Origin of the sequence: Caproicibacterium sp. XB2, assembly GCF_044880635.1 — a bacterium.
Taxonomy (GTDB): Bacteria; Bacillota; Clostridia; order Oscillospirales; family Acutalibacteraceae; genus Caproicibacterium; species Caproicibacterium lactatifermentans.
This window is the reverse complement of the sequence record NZ_CP173227.1, coordinates 242,501-261,480: the sequence shown is the minus strand read 5'-3', so window position 1 is coordinate 261,480 and position 18,980 is coordinate 242,501. Positions and strand designations below refer to the sequence as shown.

The window sequence follows — 18,980 nt, the reverse complement described above, 5'->3', positions numbered from 1 at the left end:
TGCATAGAAAACAGCTTTAGTTGCAGATATGATAGCCGGCAGCAGCGATTGCGTTGCGAATTTGGCGCACATGGTCCCAGTTGCGGGTTTCCATACGCAGACGCAGGTAGCAGCCGGAAACGTCGGCGTCCGCGTCGGAACGGTCGTGGAATACGCTGACGACATTGCCGCCGAGGTCCGCAATGATAGCGGAAATTTCTTTCAGTTCGCCGGGACGGTCCATCAGGCTGATAGTCAGGTCGGTATTGCGGCCGGCTTTCAGCAGGCCGCGGTTGATAACCTTGCTGAGAATGGTGACATCAATGTTTCCACCGGAAAGTACGCAGGCCACTTTTTTGCCTTTCAAGTCCAATTTTCCGGCCATCACTGCTGCAACGGACGCCGCACCGGCACCTTCCGTAATCAATTTATGCTGTTCAATCAGTGCCAGCACAGCGGCGGCAATTTCGTCGTCCGTGACGGTCACCACTTTATCCACATACTTTTTACACAGGGAATAAGTCAGGCCGCCGGGGCACTTCACCGCAATGCCGTCCGCAAAGGTACGTACCCCCTCCAGCTCTTCCGGCTTGCCGTCTTTCAGCGACTGCACCATGCCGGGTGCACCGGCCGCCTGCACGCCATACACTTTGCAGTTCGGGCTCAACGACTTCACCGTAAAAGCGATTCCGGAAAGCAGCCCGCCACCGCCGACCGGCACAATTACCGCGTCCATATCCGGCAGCTGTTCCAAAAGTTCAAGCCCAATTGTACCCTGCCCCGCAATGACGTCCGGGTCATCAAAAGGATGAATCAGTGTGCGGCCGCTCTCCTTCTGCAGCTCAACCGCTTTGTTGTGCGCGTCGTCATACACACCGGGCACCAGGCAGACCTGCGCACCGTAGCGTTTGGTCGCTTCTACCTTACTGATAGGTGCCGTTGCCGGAATACAGATAAGCGCATCAATGCCGTTGTGCGCGGCGGCAAGGGCCACGCCCTGCGCATGGTTGCCGGCAGAGCAGGCGATAACGCCCTTCTTTTTCTCCTCTTCGTTCAGCTGACTGATTTTATAGTAGGCACCGCGCACCTTAAAGGAACCTGTCACCTGTAAGTTCTCGGTTTTCAGATAAACCTGGCAGCCATCGGAAAGTTCTGGTGCCGGAAGCAGGTCGGTTTTACGGGCTACTTCTTTCAGTACAAAAGCTGCATGGTAAACTTTGTCAAGCGTCAGCATATCGTGCCTTCTTTCAGTATCGTCTTATTTATTTTAAATAAATGATAAATGTATAATCAGTTTTAAACTCATTTCTATTTCTGCATGGCCATGGAGCCGGTCCGCAGAATCTGCAGCACCCCATAGGGATTGGCAAGCTGAATAAAGGAGTTTATCGTACCAGCATCACCGGTCAGTTCCAAAATCATAGATTCCGGTTCCACATCCAAAATATTGGCATGGAACACACTGGCAAGTTCCACCAGCTTTTCGCCGTTCTGCGCCGTCCGGTGTACTTTCATCAGCAGGTGTTCCCGAATGACGGCTCTTTCCCGCTGCAAAACCGTTACATTCACCACATCCACTAATTTACTAACCTGTTTATCCACCTGCCTTACAATGCGGTCATCGCCGGACACAACAATTAAAATGCGGGAATAATCGGTGTCCTCCGTCTGGCAGGCAACAATGGAAAGAATGTTGTAGCAGCGGCGGCTGAAAAGTCCAGAAATGCGCAGCAACACACCTGGATTGTTTTTCGCCAAAATAGACAATACATATTCTTTCTCATTTCCATCTTCATACATAGCCTTGCTCACACTCCTTTCAGTAAACTCCTTACATCTCCAGCATTGGGTTCTCCACGCTGGCACCAGCCGGCACCATCGGCAGGACATTGACATCACGGTCTACCCAGCAATCCACCAGTACCGGTCCTTTTTCTGCCAGTGCCTGTTTCAGGACCGGTTCAATCTCTTCATTGTTATGAATGCGGTATGCCTTCACGCCAAACGCTTCGGCCAGCTTGCAAAAGTCGGTGTTGGTGTCCAGCATCGTCTGCGAAAAGCGACTGCCGTAAAACAGTTTCTGCCACTGCCGGACCATTCCCAACACAGAGTTGTTTATCAGCAGTTCCACCACCGGCAGCTGATAATGTGCCGCTGTCGCAAGCTCCACACAGTTCATATGCAGGCCGCCGTCGCCCGCAATATTGACTACTTTTCGGTCTGGATTTGCCGCCTGTGCGCCCAGCGCCGCGCCAAGTCCGTAGCCCATAGTGCCCAGCCCGCCGGAAGAAAGGAACTGACGCGGCTGACGGAATTTATAGAACTGTGCTGTCCACATCTGGTGCTGCCCTACTTCTGTCGAGATAATCGCGTTGGAATCGGTCAGACGGTCCAGCGTTTCAATGATATCCTTGGGAGCAGCGCCGGACGCGGCGGTCTGTGTCAGCGGATACTGTTTCTGCCACACCGCGACCTGCTGCATCCATTCAGGGTGCTCCTTCTGCGGCAGCAAGGCCAGCAGACTCCGCAGCACTTCAAGAGCATCGCCCTCCACCCGCAGGTCCACTTCTATATTTTTGCTGAACTCCGCAGCATCAATATCGATTTGCAGAATGGGGCAGTGCCGTGCAAACAGGCCCGCATTGCACAGAACCCGGTCCGAAAAGCGGGTGCCAACCGCCACAAACAGGTCACAGTTGTGCAGCGCCTCCGCGCTGGTTTTGGTGCCATGCATACCCAGCATTCCCATGTAGCGGGGGTCGTGTGCGTCAAAGGCCCCCTGTGCCATCAGGGATTCACTCACCGGTGCGTCCAGCCGTTTGGCAAAGGTCCGCGCTTCTTCCGCGGCACCGGACGTAATGACGCCGCCGCCCAGGTACAGGAACGGCCGCTTGCTTTTGTCTAACATCTGTGCCGCCTGCTGCAAACATTCTTCCGAAGGAGATGGCGGCGGCGCAAGCGGCAGCGGCTGCTGCTTTTGGTATTCATACTTCTGCCCGGTTACATCTTTTGGAATATCCACCAGCACCGGCCCCGGTCTGCCGGACTGTGCAATCTGGAACGCCTGCCGCAGGGTATCCGCCAAGTCTTCAATATGTTTAACCAGGAAATTATGCTTTGTCACCGGCATGGTAATACCGGTAATGTCCACTTCCTGAAAAGAGTCCAGCCCAAGCAGGTCTACATTGACGTTTCCGGTAATTGCGACCATTGGCACACTGTCCATATATGCGGTTGCAATTCCTGTAACCAAATTTGTGGCGCCCGGCCCGGAAGTGGCAATACACACGCCTACCCGTCCGGTAGAACGTGCATAGCCGTCCGCAGCATGGGCAGCTCCCTGTTCATGTGCCGTGCGGATATGCCAGATACGATCCTGATACTCATACAGCGCATCATATATATTCAGCACAGCCCCGCCCGGATAGCCGAATACTGTATCCACGTTCTGTTCCAGCAGACATTCCATAATAATCTGTGCACCAGTCAGCAACATTTTTACTCTCCTCCATTTCTTATGTTTGTCGGGCTTTTGTGTCTGACCGCGGCAGACAAAAAGCTCCCGCTCCGACCATTTGGCCAGAGACGGGAGCGAAAGCTCTTCCGTGGTACCACTCTGCTTCACCGCTTGCGCGGCCTCATGCACATCCAGCAATGTGCTTTCCAATAACGGGGAAAACCGGGCATGTCTACTGTTCCAATACGGAATTTCAGCCGCCTGCTCCAGGGTGATTGACCACACATATTCCCGCCGCCTCACACCAGCCGGCGGCTCTCTGCAGGGAATGTCCTGTGTGGGCTGTCCCTTTCACTGCAATTACAGAAAATTCAATTTTTATCATTTTACTCGTTTAAAGCAGAAATGTCAAACCCCTTTCCTAAATTTTTTAAAAAAGGAAACGGGTATACGCCTGCGCGCATACCCGCTCTTTTTCCGCTTTATCCGGACCTTATAAAATCAGTCCAGCGCTTTGTCTGCTACTTCTTTCTGTACACGCGTAATGAAGGCTTCCAGGGACATACTGCCAAGGTCGCCCGCCTTGCGGTGACGTACAGAAACATTCCCAGCTTCCGCTTCTTTATCGCCGATGACCAGCATATACGGCGTCTTCTGCATTTGTGCTTCACGAATTTTGTAGCCAATCTTCTCGTTGCGGCCATCAACCTCTACACGCAGGCCGGCTGCTTCCAGTGCATCACACAGCTTGTGCGCATACTCCTGATGGCGTTCTGCAATAGGCAGGACCTGTACCTGCACAGGAGAAAGCCAAACTGGGAATGCACCGGCAAAGTGTTCGGTAAGGATACCGATGAAACGTTCAATGGAGCCAAAGACTACACGGTGCAGCATAATCGGGCGGTGTTTCTGTCCGTCTGCGCCGGTATATTCCAACTCGAAGCGTTCCGGCAGCTGGAAGTCCAGCTGAATGGTACCGCACTGCCAGGTACGGCCAAGGCAGTCTGTCAGATGGAAGTCGAGCTTCGGGCCGTAGAAAGCACCGTCGCCTTCGTTGACATCATAATCATAGCCCATCCCGGTTACTGCTTCACGCAGAATGCGTGTCGCGTCGTCCCAAGTCTTTTCATCGCCCATGTGGTCTTCCGGCATTGTGGAAAGTTCAATGTGATACGGGAAGCCAAAGGTTTTATAGACACTGTCAATCAGACGGACAACGCCCTGAATTTCACTCTTCATCTGTTCCGGTGCCATAAAGATATGCGCATCATCCTGGTGGAAGCAGCGTACACGCATCAAACCGTGCAGTGCGCCGGACAGTTCATGGCGGTGCACCAGTCCGATTTCACCAAGACGGAGCGGCAGGTCCTTATAGGAACGCATCTGTGTCTTATAAACCAGCATACCGCCGGGGCAGTTCATCGGCTTAATCGCATAATCTTCGCCGTCAATGACGGTTGTATACATATTATCTTTATAATGTGCCCAATGGCCGCTGCGTTCCCACAGCTTACGGCTGAGGATAACCGGTGTGGAAATCTCCTGATAGCCGGCCTTTTTGTGCACATCCCGCCAGTAGTCCAGCAGCAGGTTGCGCAGGACAACCCCCTTCGGCAGGAAGAACGGGAAGCCCGGACCCTCCTCCATGAATGTAAATAAGTTCAGTTCACGGCCCAGTTTGCGGTGGTCACGCTTCTTGGCTTCTTCCAACATCTCCACATAGTGGTCCAAGTCCGCCCTTTTGGGGAAAGAAATGCCGTAAACACGCTGCAGCATCTTATTTTTGGCATCGGCACGCCAATAAGCGCCGGTGCAGTTTGTCAGCTTCACTGCCTTAACACAGCCGGTGCTCATCAGGTGCGGGCCGGCACACAGGTCAATATAATCGCCCTGCTTATAGAATGTAATCTTTTCGCCTTTGCCGCTGTGCTCCTGAATCAGCTCCACCTTATAGTCCTGATGGGCGTCCTCCATCATCTTCATGGCTTCTTCCGGTGAAACCTCTACACGTTCCAGCGGAATGTCCTGTTTGATGATTTTTTTCATTTCCGCTTCGATTGCAGTCATATCTTCCGGTGTAAGGGTACGGGGCAGGTCAAAATCATAATAGAAGCCATGGTCAATGGAAGGGCCAATGGCGAACTTTGCCTCTGGGCACAGGTGCTGAACTGCCTGTGCCATAATATGAGAAGTTGTATGCCAATAGGCGCGCTTGCCGTCTTCGTTGTCAAACGTGAGGATTTCCAGCTTGCAGTCTTTGGTCAGCGGGGTGCGCAGGTCTACGACCTTGCCGTCTACGCGGCCAACACAGGCCGCTTTATACAGACCAGGACCGATGCTTTTGGCTACTTCTGCTACTGTGACGCCGGGCTCAAAGGAGCGGACGTCACTTTTCAGTGTGACATTTATCATGATTTTCTCTCCTTACATAAAATTGTGCATTTTTCTGCAGACTGGATGCTGTCGGAAACGGGAAAATAAAAAGCGCCCTGCCCCAAAAACTGGGGCAAGACGCTGTCATCTCGCGGTTCCACCCAGATTACACCTTCCTTTGGAAAAGGACAGGTGCATCTTTTGCGGCAGGTTAACGGCTGCCGGACCGGCGTACTTCTTCAGCACACACTCAGAGGCGGTAACCTTTGTGCTCTTCCTACTGCGAACGTTTTCAGCCACCGGCGCCCGCTCTCTGCTGTAGGAGGAAGCACGGCTCCCTCATCAACGATTTCCGATATTCAGTTTGCCTGTATCATAGCACGTCCCGGAAACCTTGTCAATGGACAATGTACACTTTTTCCCTATCAGCAGTGCACTGGAACAGCATAACCTACAAATTTTGCGAAAGCAGCGAAAGTACCGCTTCTTTTCTTGACAATTAAGCGCTTCTCGTTATACAATTATGAAGTAAATGCATGAATTTGCATTTTGGGACTTATTCCCGTCCCTTTTTAATGACTGACATGATTTTTACGCAGTCTGCCGGCAGGAAGCTGCGGACTGCAAAAGTCCACTGGAAGCACCTGTTTTGCTCCAGCAGATAGAGTGACAGGCAAACCGCCGGGCGCGGCCGGCGTATGGCCCATTTTTATACTGAAATGGGCCGTTTTGCACATTTTTACTCGAAAAAAGAATATTGATTATTTCCACATCTGTATGCAAAGCGGAATGGGCGCTCTCCGGGACAGAGGAGGTGCTCAAAATGAATCCGATCTTAGTAACAGTTATCCTTTGCATTGTCTGTGTGGCTGCAGGCATTGCTGCGGGATTTTTTGCGGGAGAACGCTACCGCAAACATACCGCCGAGCTTGCCATCGGCTCCGCCGAGGAGGAAGCAAAGCGGATTGTCAACGACGCGATTAAATCCGCAGAGGGAAAGAAAAAAGAAGCCGTACTGGAAGGGAAAGACGAACTGCACCGCATGCGCAGCGAAGCCGACCGTGAAATTAACGACCGGCGCAAGGAAATTCAGCGACAGGAACGCCGTGCGCAGCAGAAAGAAGAAAACCTGGACAGAAAGCTTGAATCCCTGGAAAATAAAGAGGATAAGCTGACCAAAAAGAACAAGCAGGCGGAGGACCGCCTGAATGAAGCAGAGGACATTAAAAAGCAGCAGTTGGAAAAGCTGGAGCGTATCTCCGGCTTTACGGCCGAGCAGGCAAAGGAATACCTGCTGAACCACTTTGAGTCCGAGCTAATGCACGAAAAAGCCGTTAAGCTGCGTGACATTGAGCAGCAGACAAAGGACGAAGCGGACAGCACTGCCCGCGAAGTCATCTCCATGGCTATCCAGCGCTGCGCAGCAGACCACGTTTCCGAAGCAACTATTTCGGTTGTTCCGCTGCCGAACGATGAGATGAAAGGCCGCATTATCGGCCGTGAGGGCCGCAACATCCGTACAATCGAAACACTGACAGGTGTTGACCTTATCATTGACGATACACCGGAAGCCATTACCATTTCCAGCTTTGACCCGGTTCGCCGTGAGGTAGCCCGCATCGCGCTGGAGAAACTGATTGCTGACGGGCGCATTCACCCGGCACGCATTGAAGAAACGGTTGAAAAAGCCCGCCGTGAAGTAGATACTTCCATTAAACAAGCTGGTGAAAATGCTGTCCTACAGACAGGCATCACCGGTATTCATCCAGAGCTTATCAAGCTGCTCGGCCGCCTGCGCTACCGCACAAGTTACGGCCAAAACGTACTGGAACATTCCCTGGAAGTGGCTTCTCTTGCCGGCATTATGGCTTCCGAGCTGGGGCTAGACCCAACCATGGCACGCCGTGCCGGTCTGCTGCATGATATCGGCAAAGCGCTTGACCATGAAATGGAAGGCTCCCATGTAGACATCGGTGTAAACGTGGCCCGTAAGTACAAAGAAAGCGAAGCGGTCGTTCACGCAATTGCCGCCCACCATAACGACATTGAGCCAAAGACCGTTATTGCCTGTTTGGTACAGGCTGCTGATGCCATCAGCGCCGCTCGTCCGGGTGCGCGCCGTGAAAATGCAGAAAACTACATTAAGCGTTTGGAAAAGCTGGAGGAAGTTGCATCTTCCTTCGAAGGTGTTGAACGCTGCTATGCGATTCAGGCCGGCCGTGAAATCCGTGTCATTGTAAAACCGGAAGCTATTTCGGACGACCAAATGACCATGCTGGCACACGACATCTGCAAAAAGATTGAGGCTGACCTGGAATATCCGGGCCAAATTAAAGTGAACATCATCCGCGAAAGCCGCGCTGTCGACTACGCGAAATAAGTCCTGCACTGCCGTACCGCATCTCTGCGTTGTGCGGCAGTTTTTTCATGTTATATAAAAACGAACTGCCCGAAAAAGGAGGACCTTATTGTGAATATTCTGGCCATTGGTGATATTGTCGGCAGTGTCGGCTGCCGCTTTCTGCGGTCCAAGTTGCCAACGCTGAAAAAGCTGAAGGCCGTGGATCTGGTCATTGCCAACGGTGAAAACAGTGCCGATGGAAACGGGCTGACGCCCTCTTCCGTGCGCTATCTGCTGGACAGCGGTGTTGACGTGCTGACAGCCGGCAACCACAGCTTCCGCAGAAAGGAAAGCTATGATACCTACGACGAATGCGGCCAGTTGCTGCGTCCGGCTAATTTTCCCGCCGGAGCACCGGGGCACGGCTATATGGTCTATGATATGGGCCGTATTCAGGTTGGAATTTTAAATTTGATGGGCACAGTATATATGGACCCGCTGGACAACCCCTTCTTTACGGCGGACCGCCTGCTGAAAGACACGCCCACCATTACGGTCGTAGATTTTCACGCGGAAGCAACCGGCGAAAAGCGCAGCATGGGCTATTATTTGGATGGAAAAGTCAGCGCCCTGTGGGGCACCCACACCCATGTACAAACCGCAGACGCGTGCATTCTGCCAAAGGGCACCGGTTACATGACCGACCTTGGCATGACCGGCACAGTTAACTCTATTTTGGGCGTAAAGCCGGAACTTACTATCCGCAAAATGCGCAGCCAAATGCCCGTGCGCTTCGACCTAGTACAGCAGGGCCCTTTTAAAATGGACTGCTGTCTGTTTGAAATTGACGACACAACCGGCCGCTGCCAGAGTGTGGAGCCACTGGAACTGCAGTGACCTTTTAAAGTTCCAAAATCCGCAGTATTTCAGCGTTTCCGGCCCAAAAACCACCGCCAATGCACAGGAAGTTTCAGTTGAATCCTTACCCGTTGTATGGTATACTGTAATTAAATAACAGCCTGTAGAAAAGAATAGGTGCAGGGCGCGCTTCCGGCACCTGGATTATAAGGTTTCCAAAGGAGCTTTCTCATGATAAACGGAGCAGAATTGCGAGACGCAATGATTTCCGGCGCAAACAATATTGCGAAGAACCGGAACAGCATTGATAAACTGAATATTTTCCCTGTACCGGACGGCGACACTGGCACAAATATGTCTATGACCATGGCGAATGCTTCTGCTGAACTGCAGAAATCAAAAAGCGAAACCGTTTCTGATGTTGCCCGTACGGCGGCTTCTGGACTGCTGCGCGGCGCGCGCGGAAATTCCGGCGTTATTCTTTCCCTGCTTTTCCGCGGCTTTGCCGATGGCGTAAAAGGGAAAGATACAGTGGACGGTTTGGATATGGTCAGTGCACTGGAAATTGGCGTGGGAGATGCCTACAAAGCCGTCATGAAGCCGACGGAGGGTACCATCCTGACCGTGGCGCGTGTCGCCACAGAAAAGGGCAAAGCTGCCGCCACACTGGACAACGACCCCATCAGTGTGTGGGAAGCTGTCTGCAAAGGTGCGGAAGAAGCGCTGGCCCAGACACCGCAGCTGCTGCCTGTCCTGAAAAAAGCCGGTGTGGTAGATGCCGGCGGCAAAGGTCTGTGCTGCATTCTGGAAGGCATGAGGCGCGTTTTCCATGATGGTGTCATTATCGAAAATGAAGTGGAAGAAAATGTTTCCGCTGACCTGACACAGGACGATGCGTTCCGCAGTGCTGCAGCCGAATTTGATGCGGATATTCGCTTCACCTACTGCACTGAATTTATTGTCAGCCGCACACAGGAACCAACCAAGGACCCAGAGCTGCTGCGCAGCTACCTGCAGACAATCGGCGATTGTGTTGTGGTTGTTTCAGATGATGACATCATTAAAACACATGTACACACGGAACAGCCAAACCGCGCGCTGGAAGCAGCCCTTACCTATGGTCAGCTTTTGACCGTCAAAATTGAAAACATGAAGGAACAGCACCGCAAGGCACAGGAAGCGGACGCCGCCGCCCACGAACAAAAAGCAGAAGAATCGCTGAAGCCTGCGCAGCCGACAGAAGAAGTCGGCTTTGTCACGGTCGCTGCGGGCGACGGCCTGAAGGCGCTGTTTGTGGACCTTGGCTGCACCCATGTGGTAAGCGGTGGCCAGACCATGAACCCCAGCACGGAAGATATTCTGGAAGCTGTTCTGGCCACACCGGCAAAGACGGTTATGGTTCTGCCCAACAACAAGAATATTACTATGGCAGCGGAGCAGGTTGTTCCGCTGGTCAAGGACCGGAAAGTCATGGTGCTGCCTACCCGTACCATTCCGCAGGGCCTTTCAGCTATGCTGGCCTATGACCCTGACACTTCCTGCGAAGTCAACGCTGTAAAGATGATGGAAGCCGCCGGCAACGTAGACACCGGTACTATCACATTCGCCGCCCGTGACAGTGAATTCGGCGGTCACCGCATTAAAAAAGGCGATATTCTCGGTTTGGTGAACGGCAAACTGACTTATATTGAGAAAGATATTGTACACGCCTGCTCGAAACTGACACGCTCCATGGTAACGCACTCCACCGCCTTTATCACCATTATTTACGGCGCGGATATTTCAGAGGAGCAGGCAAATGATGCCTATAACCGTATCAAGAATAAAATCAGTTCCGACATTGAAATAACGCTGGTAAACGGCGGGCAGCCTATCCACTATTTCCTGATTTCTGTTGAATAATGCATTCTTTATTTGCAAAACCGATGATTGAATTAAAAGGCGTCGGCAGTAAGCGCGCGGAACTTTTTCAAAAGCTTGGCGTACCTACTGTCGGCGCTTTGCTGCGTTTATATCCGCGCACCTATGAGGATTGGAGTCAGCCGTACACCATTGCCGACGCACCGCTGGATGTATCTTGTGCTGTGCGTGCCACGGCAGAAAGCGTGGGAGCGCCCGTCTTTTCCCGCAGCGGTCTGATGCTGATTCATGTGTGTGCGTTTGATGAAGATGGCAGTACATTGGACATCGTCTTTTTTAATAACTCTTATATACAAAGCCTCATTCATACCGGCAAAATCTATCTGTTCTATGGAAAGGTGACCATGAGCCGCGGCCGGCGGCAAATGGCAGCCCCCAACTTTGCCGAGGACGGCACCTGTCCGGGTATGCGTCCGATTTACCCGCAGACAAAAGGACTTTCCACCCGTGTGGTAGAAAGTGCTGTGCGGGAAGCGCTGCGGCTGTTGCCGGAAACACTGCGTGACCCCATTCCACCGCAGATACGAAATGAACATTCTTTATGTAAGCTGGGCTTTGCGCTGGAAAATATCCACCAGCCAAAGGACCGGGAAGGCATGGAGGTCGCCCGCCGGCGGCTCGCTTTTGAGGAGCTGTTGGTCCTTCAGCTCGGTCTGCTGTCCATGAAGGGGCGCTCCCGCAAAAAAAGCTCTTTCCGCATAGAGGACAACTGCCTTTCCTCGTTTTGGAAACTGCTCCCCTTCTCCCCGACCGGCGCACAGAAACGGGCCGCAGAGGAAGCCGTGCGGGATATGCAGAGCGGCCTGCCCATGAACCGACTGATTCAAGGGGACGTCGGTTCCGGCAAAACAGCGGTCGCCGCAGCCTGCTGTTTTGTCGTTATCCAAAACGGCATGCAGGCTGTTTTAATGGCCCCAACGGATATTTTGGCACATCAGCATTTCGCATCTCTCTCCTCCCTGCTGGAACCCGCCGGCATTCATGTTGGGCTGCTGACTGGCTCCTTAAAAGCCAAGGAAAAAGGGCAGGTAAAGGCAGCTGCGGCGGACGGCAGCCTGCAGCTGCTGGTTGGCACCCATGCCCTGTTGACTAAAGATGTGCAGTTTCGAAAGCTCGCACTGGTCATTACAGATGAACAGCACCGCTTTGGTGTCGGTCAGCGAGAGGCTCTGGCAGAAAAATCCCAAAATCCACATGTGCTGGTGATGAGTGCCACACCGATTCCGCGCACGCTGGCCCTTATGATTTACGGAGACTTGGACATTTCCATTATTGACGAACTGCCGCCGGGCAGACAGACCATTCAGACCTACTGCATTGACAGCGGTAAACGGATACGTGCACTGCACTTTTTGCAAAAACACGTTCATCGGGGACGGCAGGCCTATATTATCTGTCCTGCTATCGATTCTGACAGCGATAAAGCCAGTGTGGAAACTTACACCTGCCGTCTGCGGCAGGTTCTACCGGACTGCCGCATTGGCAGCCTGCATGGCCGCATGAAAAGCAGCGAAAAGGAAAAAATCATGCAGGATTTCTCCGATGGCTGCATTGATATTCTGGTTTCCACAACTGTTGTGGAGGTTGGCGTAGACGTACCGAACGCGGTGGATATGCTGATTGAAAATGCGGAACAGTATGGTCTGTCCCAGCTTCATCAGCTGCGCGGCAGAGTCGGCCGCGGCAGCTACCAAAGCTACTGTATTTTAATTACCGACGCACAAAATGAAGAGGCCCGCGCACGTATGCGCGTCATGTGCGAAACCAGCAATGGATTTGTCATTGCGGAGCAGGACCTAAAGCTACGCGGTCCAGGCGACTTTTTTGGGCAGCGGCAGCACGGCCTTCCACAGCTGCAAATTGCCGACCTCAACAACGACCTTGACGTCCTAAAAGATGCACAGCAAACCGCCCGCTCCCTTCTGGAGGAAGACCCCGCACTGGAGGCACCAGCGCACCGCGGTCTGCGTGCGGAAGTGCGCCAGCTGTTCCGAAACATCAGTGAAACTTAGCCGTACAGAAAGGAAGTCATATAGGTATGGCAAATATAGACTATCATTCTTTTTGCGCACATTTTAAAGATGGGAAAGACATTCAAGAAGCAGGCTTCTACCTATTCAACGACCAGACCGAAACGGTTTGCTACCTCAAGTTCCTGCCGGAACGCAAAAATCCGTATTGGGTAAACAGTTGTGACGTACCGGACGGCGTATCCTTTCCGAGCCTTGAGGAACTGATGACTTCACGCATTTTTAACCGCAAATCGCTGCAGGAAAACTGGGATAATGTATATATGCTTTCGATAAATGGAATGCACCTGGAAGATTGGCGGGAAACACTGCAAACCTGATAGAACTGCAGAAAAAGGGGCTGCTGCAAAACGAAAACTTTGCAGCAGCCCCTTTCTGTTTAAGCTTTTTGCGTTATTTTTCTCTGCACGCTGCGGGCAGCAACACACAGCAGCAATGTGGCCGCCATATCCGGCAATGTACAGCCGACCGGCGTGTCCACACGCATCAGTACCCGATATAGGATAAATCCGGCCAACCAGACCACCGCATTCAGCACGTCCAGCCTGCTTTCTCCGCAGTTCCATTTCAGCAGGAAGAAATCTGCAATTTGCACCGCAACCATCGGCGCAAATACGGAACCGATTAAGTACAGAAAATCGGTAATATCATCCATCGGGAATAACATCGCGCAGACGGTGCCTACGGCTGTAACCAACATCGCCGCGTGCCTGCCATTTATCTTTTTGGACAGTGACTCCGCAGAAATACCGGCGCTCCATGCGTCAAGAAAGGTGGTCGTCACCGTAGAAAGAATCAAAATCAGCAGTGCCGCAATGCCCAATCCGGCTTTCACCATCATGGCGGCAATGTCTGCCTTTCCCGTTAGAATAGCCGCTCCCATGCCGATAATGTACATCCAGCAGCTGACCATTCCGTATACCACCGTACTGGTCAGCGTTGCGGCAAACGGGTGCTGCGCCTCACGCGTGTAGTCGGAAATCAGAGGCAGCCACGACAGCGGCATGGTGACTGCCAATTCCACCGCTGCGCCAAATGTCAAGTCCCCTTTGACTGCCGGTTCCGCCTGACCATCGCGGAAAATTACAGCACACAGAACAACCGTCAGCACCAGCAGTGCTGCCATGGCAATTTTATTAAGCCAGCCGAGGTTTTCCACACCGACGGCAATCCACACAAGGATAAGGCCGCCGATGACGAGGCACCATACCCATGCGCCGGTGCTAACGACACCGTTCGCAGCCAGCGCCCCGTCGTAAATCATAATTGCAGTCCAGCCCACCAACTGAAGAATATTTAGGAAAGCAAAAAACAAACAGCCGATTCTGCCAAAGCTCATTTGGACCGTGCCCATGGCACTGCGCCCGCTGCGTCCGCCAATCAGTCCAGCAAAGAACAGCATACAGCAGCCAATCAAATGCCCCAAAAGAATCGCCAGCAGTCCTTTTTGGAACCCCAGCGGCGCAAAATAAGTCCCCGTTAGGATTTCCGCAATGGACACGCCTGCGCCAAACCAAATGAGTCCGTTTTGAAAGGTCGAAGTTTTTTTCATCGGCGCGCTTCCTCATAATAGGCCGGCTTTAGGTCAAACGCATGGTCCATAGGACCGCTGCCCGCACCTAAATCCAGCATTGCGGCAAGCGCACCGGAAAGATACGTTTTTGCCTTGCAGACAGATGTATCCAAATCGTATCCTTTCGCAAGGTTCGCCGCAATGGCACTGGACAGCGTACAACCTGTCCCATGCGTGTTGGGGTTATCAATGCGCCTGCCCTCAAACCATTTGTATCCGCCGTCACGGTACAGGAGGTCATTGGCATCGTTCAGCCGATGTCCGCCCTTGCACAGCACCGCACAGGAATAGGTGCTGCCGATAACCGCCGCCGCCTTTTCCATGTCCTGCGGCGAAGTGATTTTTTGTCCGGACAAAACCTCGGCTTCCGGAATGTTTGGTGTCAGTACCGTCGCCAGCGGCAGCAGCTGTTCCTTCAGTATCGCTACAGCGTCATCTGAAATCAGCTTTGCGCCGCTTGTAGCTACCATAACGGGGTCCACCACAATGTTCTCCGCCTTGTAAAACCGCAGACGTTCCGCAATCGTTTCAATCAGCGCAGAAGAAGCGACCATACCAATTTTAACCGCGTCCGGCCGAATATCTGTAAAGACACTGTCAATCTGCTGTGCCAGGAACGACGAACCCACTTCAAAAATCCCCTGCACGCCGGTCGTGTTCTGCGCTGTCAAAGCCGTAATGGCGCTCATGGCAAATACGCCATTCATCGTCATGGTTTTGATATCCGCCTGAATACCGGCGCCACCGCTGGAATCGCTTCCGGCGATTGTTAATGCTGTCCTCATTTGTAATTACCCCTTTCCAGCATTTCATTTTGCGGCAGAAGGTGGTGCCCCCAATCTGCCAGCCGCAAAAGCCAGCCGTGAAAGCGGCGGTCTTTTGCTGGATATCCCATTTTTCTGTTCTGTGGGAACAAAGGCGGGCAAAAAGAAAAGCAGTGCCTGCAAAAGGCGCTGCCACAAACAATTCTTTCTTGTTCCCTACGTTGGCATTACCCAAATCAGGTGAAGGGTCAAAGCACTTTCGCTTACTCTCAGCCCACGTTTGTGAGCTCCCCACATATATTTTTAGTATATCGAATCATTTTCATCTTGTCAAGGCAAGCTGTTTATTGGTATTTCTCGTTGGATTGCTTCCGCGGCATAGAAAAAGCCAGCGCCTAAACAGCGCTGGCTTCTTGTTCAGATATTTTATTTAATAGTTGCGGTAGAGGGCAACCACCTTGCCGAGAATGGCAACTTCTTTGGTGTAAATCGGTTCAAAGTCCGGATTTTCTGGCTGCAGACGCACACGGCCGGGTTCCCGATAAAAGCGTTTAACGGTCGCTTCTCCATCTATCATTGCAATGACGATTTCGCCGTTTTCCGCTTCCGGTGTCTGACGGGCAATGACGATGTCATTATCTAATATGCCGGCATCCCGCATACTTTCTCCATGTACATGCAGGGCAAAATAGACATCATCTTCACTGCGTTTCGCCGGTGCATAGGGCACATGGCCTTCTGTATCCTCCACTGCCAAAATGGGCCGTCCCGCCGCGACCCTGCCGACAATAGGTACCTGCAGCACGGGAACAGAACGACTCTGCCCTGTCAGATGAATGGCCCGGTTCAGACCGGCATCCCGTGTGATAAGGCCCTCTTTTTCCAGTGTTTTTAAATGTGCATGTACGCTGGAAGTCGATTTTAAACCGGTTGCCGCGCAGATTTCCCGCACGGTAGGCGGCAGCCCAGTTTGTAGGCGGCTTTTCAGGTAGTCGTAAACTTTCTGCTGGCTTGCTGTAAGCATATTGTATTTCCTCTTTTCCTTTCGCCGCAAATAAGTATACCATAGAAAGGACAAAATCGCAAACGTTTGTTTGTAAACGGCGTAATGTTGTTATTCTTTATAAAACATTCACATACTATTAACAAATTTTGGGCTATAGCGCTGTATACTGAGTATGTAATCAAGAACAACGGAGCCGCACCGTTCACTTGATGTATGTTCTACCCTCCTCAATATACCCCTCAAGCTATTGAAAAAAACCGGGTGCCGCAGCCCGGTTTTTTTCTGTCTAAACTTCCTGTTTTGGTATATTTTCCTGCCGCAAGGCCATACTAGGGCTGGAGGTGGCAGGATTGAATACACAAGATTATAAAAAGCAGGAAGAACAGGAAAACGGAACAAGCACCGGATATCCATCCGGCGGCACAAACTCATCGCCCGGTAAAAAGCCCCCAAAAGGAAAGAAAGGGTTTTACATTGCACTGGTTATTTGCCTGACGGCAGTTACCGTGGCGGGATGGACAACCTACAGCAGTTTGCACAAGTACAAAAAAAGCACTTTGGATACACTGAACACCATTACGGAAAGCACCGTGTCTTCCCCACAAGAAAGCTTGCCGTCCGTTTCTTCACAGAGCGGCTGGGAAACGAGCAGTGTAACCAGTGAACCTGCCCAAAGCAGCCAGGCGGAAGCATCGGCAGCACCCGCTTCTTCCGCGGCAGCTGCGGCACAGCCGAAGTCTGCTGCGCCTGCTGCAGCTGCGCCTGCCGGTCTGCAGGAACCTGTACCGGATGCACCGGTACAGCACGCCTTCAGCGAAACACCGCTCTACTCGAAAACGATGCATGACTGGCGTGCACACGCCGGCATTGACCTGCGTGCCGCGAAAGGTACACCCGTATGCGCTGCGGCGGATGGCACTGTGCAGGCCGTGTCCGAACCGGAAGACTTTGGCGGTATGGTACAGGTTGTCCATGCAAACGGCCTGACTACCTGCTATTGTGGACTAACCGACATTTCTGTGCACAAAGGAGATACGGTCAAAGTTGGACATCAGCTTGGCAAGGTGGGAGAAATCCCCTGCGAAGCAGACGAGGCCCCCCACCTGCATTTTGCTGTTCAAAAAAGCGGCAAATTTCTAGACCCGGCAGACCTTTTAAAGTGACCGAAAAATTGTACTGCAACACAGCGCCGCAGATTCGGAGTTTCCCCGATTCTGTGGCTTTTTTAATTTGTTTACAGCTTCTTTATTTGAGTTGTTCCTACAATTATGGTATAATATAAAATAAAGAAGACATATTTGCCAAAAAATAAAAATCATTTGTGCTTTACTTGTTCATATAATATACACTCTTTGTTTCAACAGATTTTTTATTTGCATGATATACTAGCAACGCCATGTAAGAAGGGAATCCTCCCTTTCAGAAAGGAGTCCTGAGTTTTGGACAATAAGAAAGCGGTGCTTGTGTGTGTGACTGGTCAGCATGACTGTGACCGTCTGATTCACACTGGAAAATATATCGCGGAGAAACGCGGTGTGCCGCTGCAGGTGCTGAGCATCCAGTCCGCTGGGCTTGGCACACGCAAAGAATGTGAAGAACTGGAATATCTGCGGCAGGTTTCGAAAGAAGCAGATGCTGAAATGACTGTTTATTTTAATAAAGAGGCCGCCTATACAGCAGCGGCTTTCGCGCGGCAGGTGGGCGCTGTTCATATCGTGACCGGTATGGCAGAAAACACCTCCAATGGATTCATTGATGTACTGCACAGTCTTCTACCAAAAGTCCCTATTTCCATGGTAACGAAAGACAACAAAATACATAATATTTGTCCCCAAAATACCGAATGCGCACCACGAATGGTACGTGCCTGAACAGGCAATGACCGGCAGAAAGCTGACATGCTTTCCGCCGGTCATTTGTTTTTCTCACACTTTTTGTTGATTGAGCCGCTCATATTTTGCCTTGGTGGCAAGGCCGCCGCGGATGTGTCTTTGCGCTTTGTTGACCTGCAGGACCTTCTGGACTTTCTTATACAACTGACGGTCTATCTGCTCCAAACGTTTTGTCACATCTTTATGTACGGTGCTTTTGGAAACACCAAATTTTTTAGCAGCGGCACGAACGGTTGCTTTGTGTAAAACAATGTATTCCCCAAGCTCAACAGCTCTTTTCTCGACGATGCCTTTCATAAAACGCACCCTCCCGCTATTCGTTATTCGATACTATGCAGGAATTTTACGTTTTATGAGAAAGAAGTGTATGTTTACAAGTATATCCACTAAATATATAATTTAGTTTAGATCCAGGTTTTGAACCATTTACCATTTTGTACCGTTGTATAGAAGGGCTGGGGAACGAATGGAAAAATGAATACAAAGCAAATTGCTCTCATTCTCGTTGTGATTGTGGCAATGCTCGCCGCGATGGCAGTGTCTTCCTATACGACGTATTTGGGACACCTATCCAATCAGGCACTTGATATTTCAACGGAAATGCAGAGCTGCGAAAATCAATTTAATAGGAGAAGAAGGATCAGGACAAAACATAAAAAAGAATACTTTCCGAACATTCAGCGCCACAAAAGACAGCGTGTCTGCACCGTATGTTGATTTTATTTGTATTAGGGATTATAATATTCCCATATTTACGGAAAAGTAAGGGAATCACAATGAATATACA

16 protein-coding genes, 1 riboswitch and 1 other annotated feature (1 of these 18 cut by a window edge) are annotated in these 18,980 nt (G+C 51.5%); of the genes, 8 read left to right on the top strand and 8 right to left on the bottom strand.

What is annotated here, in order from left to right; genetic code table 11:
- Positions 1-16 precede the first annotated feature (16 nt).
- The 4 genes from ilvA to thrS form a co-directional block, all read right to left on the bottom strand.
- Complete coding sequence (gene ilvA, locus ACIHKT_RS01185; RefSeq protein ID WP_086035103.1) at positions 17-1,213, bottom strand: threonine ammonia-lyase; 1,197 nt, start codon at positions 1,211-1,213, stop codon at positions 17-19.
- 74 nt (positions 1,214-1,287) lie between these two features.
- Positions 1,288-1,779, bottom strand: a complete 492-nt coding sequence (gene ilvN, locus ACIHKT_RS01180) for an acetolactate synthase small subunit (RefSeq protein ID WP_086035102.1) — start codon at positions 1,777-1,779, stop codon at positions 1,288-1,290.
- 31 nt (positions 1,780-1,810) lie between these two features.
- Positions 1,811-3,475: a biosynthetic-type acetolactate synthase large subunit gene (gene ilvB / locus ACIHKT_RS01175; protein ID WP_086035101.1), complete on the bottom strand. Its 1,665-nt coding sequence runs from the start codon at positions 3,473-3,475 to the stop codon at positions 1,811-1,813.
- Between the two features lie 82 nt (positions 3,476-3,557).
- Positions 3,558-3,800, bottom strand: a binding site (T-box leader).
- 137 nt (positions 3,801-3,937) lie between these two features.
- Positions 3,938-5,848, bottom strand: a complete 1,911-nt coding sequence (gene thrS / locus ACIHKT_RS01170) for a threonine--tRNA ligase (protein ID WP_086035099.1) — start codon at positions 5,846-5,848, stop codon at positions 3,938-3,940.
- A 784-nt stretch (positions 5,849-6,632) separates the two neighbouring features.
- On the opposite strand from thrS, the gene rny reads away from it, so the two are divergent.
- The 5 genes from rny (at position 6,633) to ACIHKT_RS01145 (ending at position 13,278) form a co-directional block, all read left to right on the top strand.
- On the top strand, positions 6,633-8,189 hold the full coding sequence (rny, locus tag ACIHKT_RS01165) for a ribonuclease Y (protein ID WP_086035097.1): 1,557 nt from the start codon (positions 6,633-6,635) through the stop codon (positions 8,187-8,189).
- 90 nt (positions 8,190-8,279) lie between these two features.
- The gene (locus ACIHKT_RS01160; RefSeq protein WP_086035096.1) at positions 8,280-9,047 is read left to right on the top strand and encodes a TIGR00282 family metallophosphoesterase; all 768 of its coding nucleotides are present in this window, start codon (positions 8,280-8,282) and stop codon (positions 9,045-9,047) included.
- Between the two features lie 192 nt (positions 9,048-9,239).
- Entirely contained in the window at positions 9,240-10,910 is a 1,671-nt protein-coding gene (locus ACIHKT_RS01155) for a DAK2 domain-containing protein (protein ID WP_086035095.1), read from the top strand.
- Positions 10,911-10,933: 23 nt separating this feature from the next.
- Positions 10,934-12,940, top strand: a complete 2,007-nt coding sequence (recG, locus tag ACIHKT_RS01150; RefSeq protein ID WP_236858863.1) for an ATP-dependent DNA helicase RecG — start codon at positions 10,934-10,936, stop codon at positions 12,938-12,940.
- Positions 12,941-12,966: 26 nt separating this feature from the next.
- Positions 12,967-13,278, top strand: coding sequence for a hypothetical protein (locus ACIHKT_RS01145; RefSeq protein WP_086035093.1), 312 nt, complete (start codon positions 12,967-12,969; stop codon positions 13,276-13,278).
- Positions 13,279-13,337: 59 nt separating this feature from the next.
- Here ACIHKT_RS01145 and cytX read toward each other — a convergent pair whose 3' ends face one another.
- The 3 genes from cytX to lexA form a co-directional block, all read right to left on the bottom strand.
- Positions 13,338-14,510: a putative hydroxymethylpyrimidine transporter CytX gene (gene cytX / locus ACIHKT_RS01140; RefSeq protein WP_404352581.1), complete on the bottom strand. Its 1,173-nt coding sequence runs from the start codon at positions 14,508-14,510 to the stop codon at positions 13,338-13,340.
- Positions 14,507-15,316 carry a bifunctional hydroxymethylpyrimidine kinase/phosphomethylpyrimidine kinase gene (gene thiD, locus ACIHKT_RS01135; protein WP_086035091.1) on the bottom strand — a complete coding sequence of 270 codons (810 nt, stop codon included), beginning with the start codon at positions 15,314-15,316 and terminating at the stop codon, positions 14,507-14,509. The genes cytX and thiD overlap by 4 nt, the downstream gene beginning before the upstream one ends.
- A 175-nt stretch (positions 15,317-15,491) precedes the next feature.
- Positions 15,492-15,598, bottom strand: a riboswitch (TPP riboswitch).
- A 127-nt stretch (positions 15,599-15,725) separates the two neighbouring features.
- Positions 15,726-16,319 (bottom strand): transcriptional repressor LexA, encoded by a 594-nt coding sequence (gene lexA / locus ACIHKT_RS01130; RefSeq protein ID WP_086035090.1) that lies wholly within the window; start codon positions 16,317-16,319, stop codon positions 15,726-15,728.
- Between the two features lie 332 nt (positions 16,320-16,651).
- Between lexA and ACIHKT_RS01125 the strand changes: the two genes are divergently transcribed.
- Positions 16,652-17,464, top strand: coding sequence for a M23 family metallopeptidase (locus tag ACIHKT_RS01125; protein ID WP_086035089.1), 813 nt, complete (start codon positions 16,652-16,654; stop codon positions 17,462-17,464).
- 276 nt (positions 17,465-17,740) lie between these two features.
- Positions 17,741-18,172, top strand: coding sequence for a hypothetical protein (locus tag ACIHKT_RS01120; protein ID WP_086035088.1), 432 nt, complete (start codon positions 17,741-17,743; stop codon positions 18,170-18,172).
- Between the two features lie 54 nt (positions 18,173-18,226).
- On the opposite strand, the gene spoIIID is transcribed toward ACIHKT_RS01120, so the two are convergent.
- Positions 18,227-18,490: a sporulation transcriptional regulator SpoIIID gene (spoIIID, locus tag ACIHKT_RS01115; RefSeq protein WP_086035087.1), complete on the bottom strand. Its 264-nt coding sequence runs from the start codon at positions 18,488-18,490 to the stop codon at positions 18,227-18,229.
- 479 nt (positions 18,491-18,969) lie between these two features.
- Here spoIIID and ACIHKT_RS01110 point away from each other — a divergent pair, with 479 nt between their 5' ends.
- Positions 18,970-18,980 carry the 5' end (the start) of an arsenate reductase family protein gene (locus ACIHKT_RS01110; protein WP_404352578.1) on the top strand. 337 nt of this gene lie beyond the right edge of the window, so the window shows 11 of its 348 coding nt (coding positions 1-11); it begins with the start codon at positions 18,970-18,972; its stop codon lies beyond the right edge, outside the window.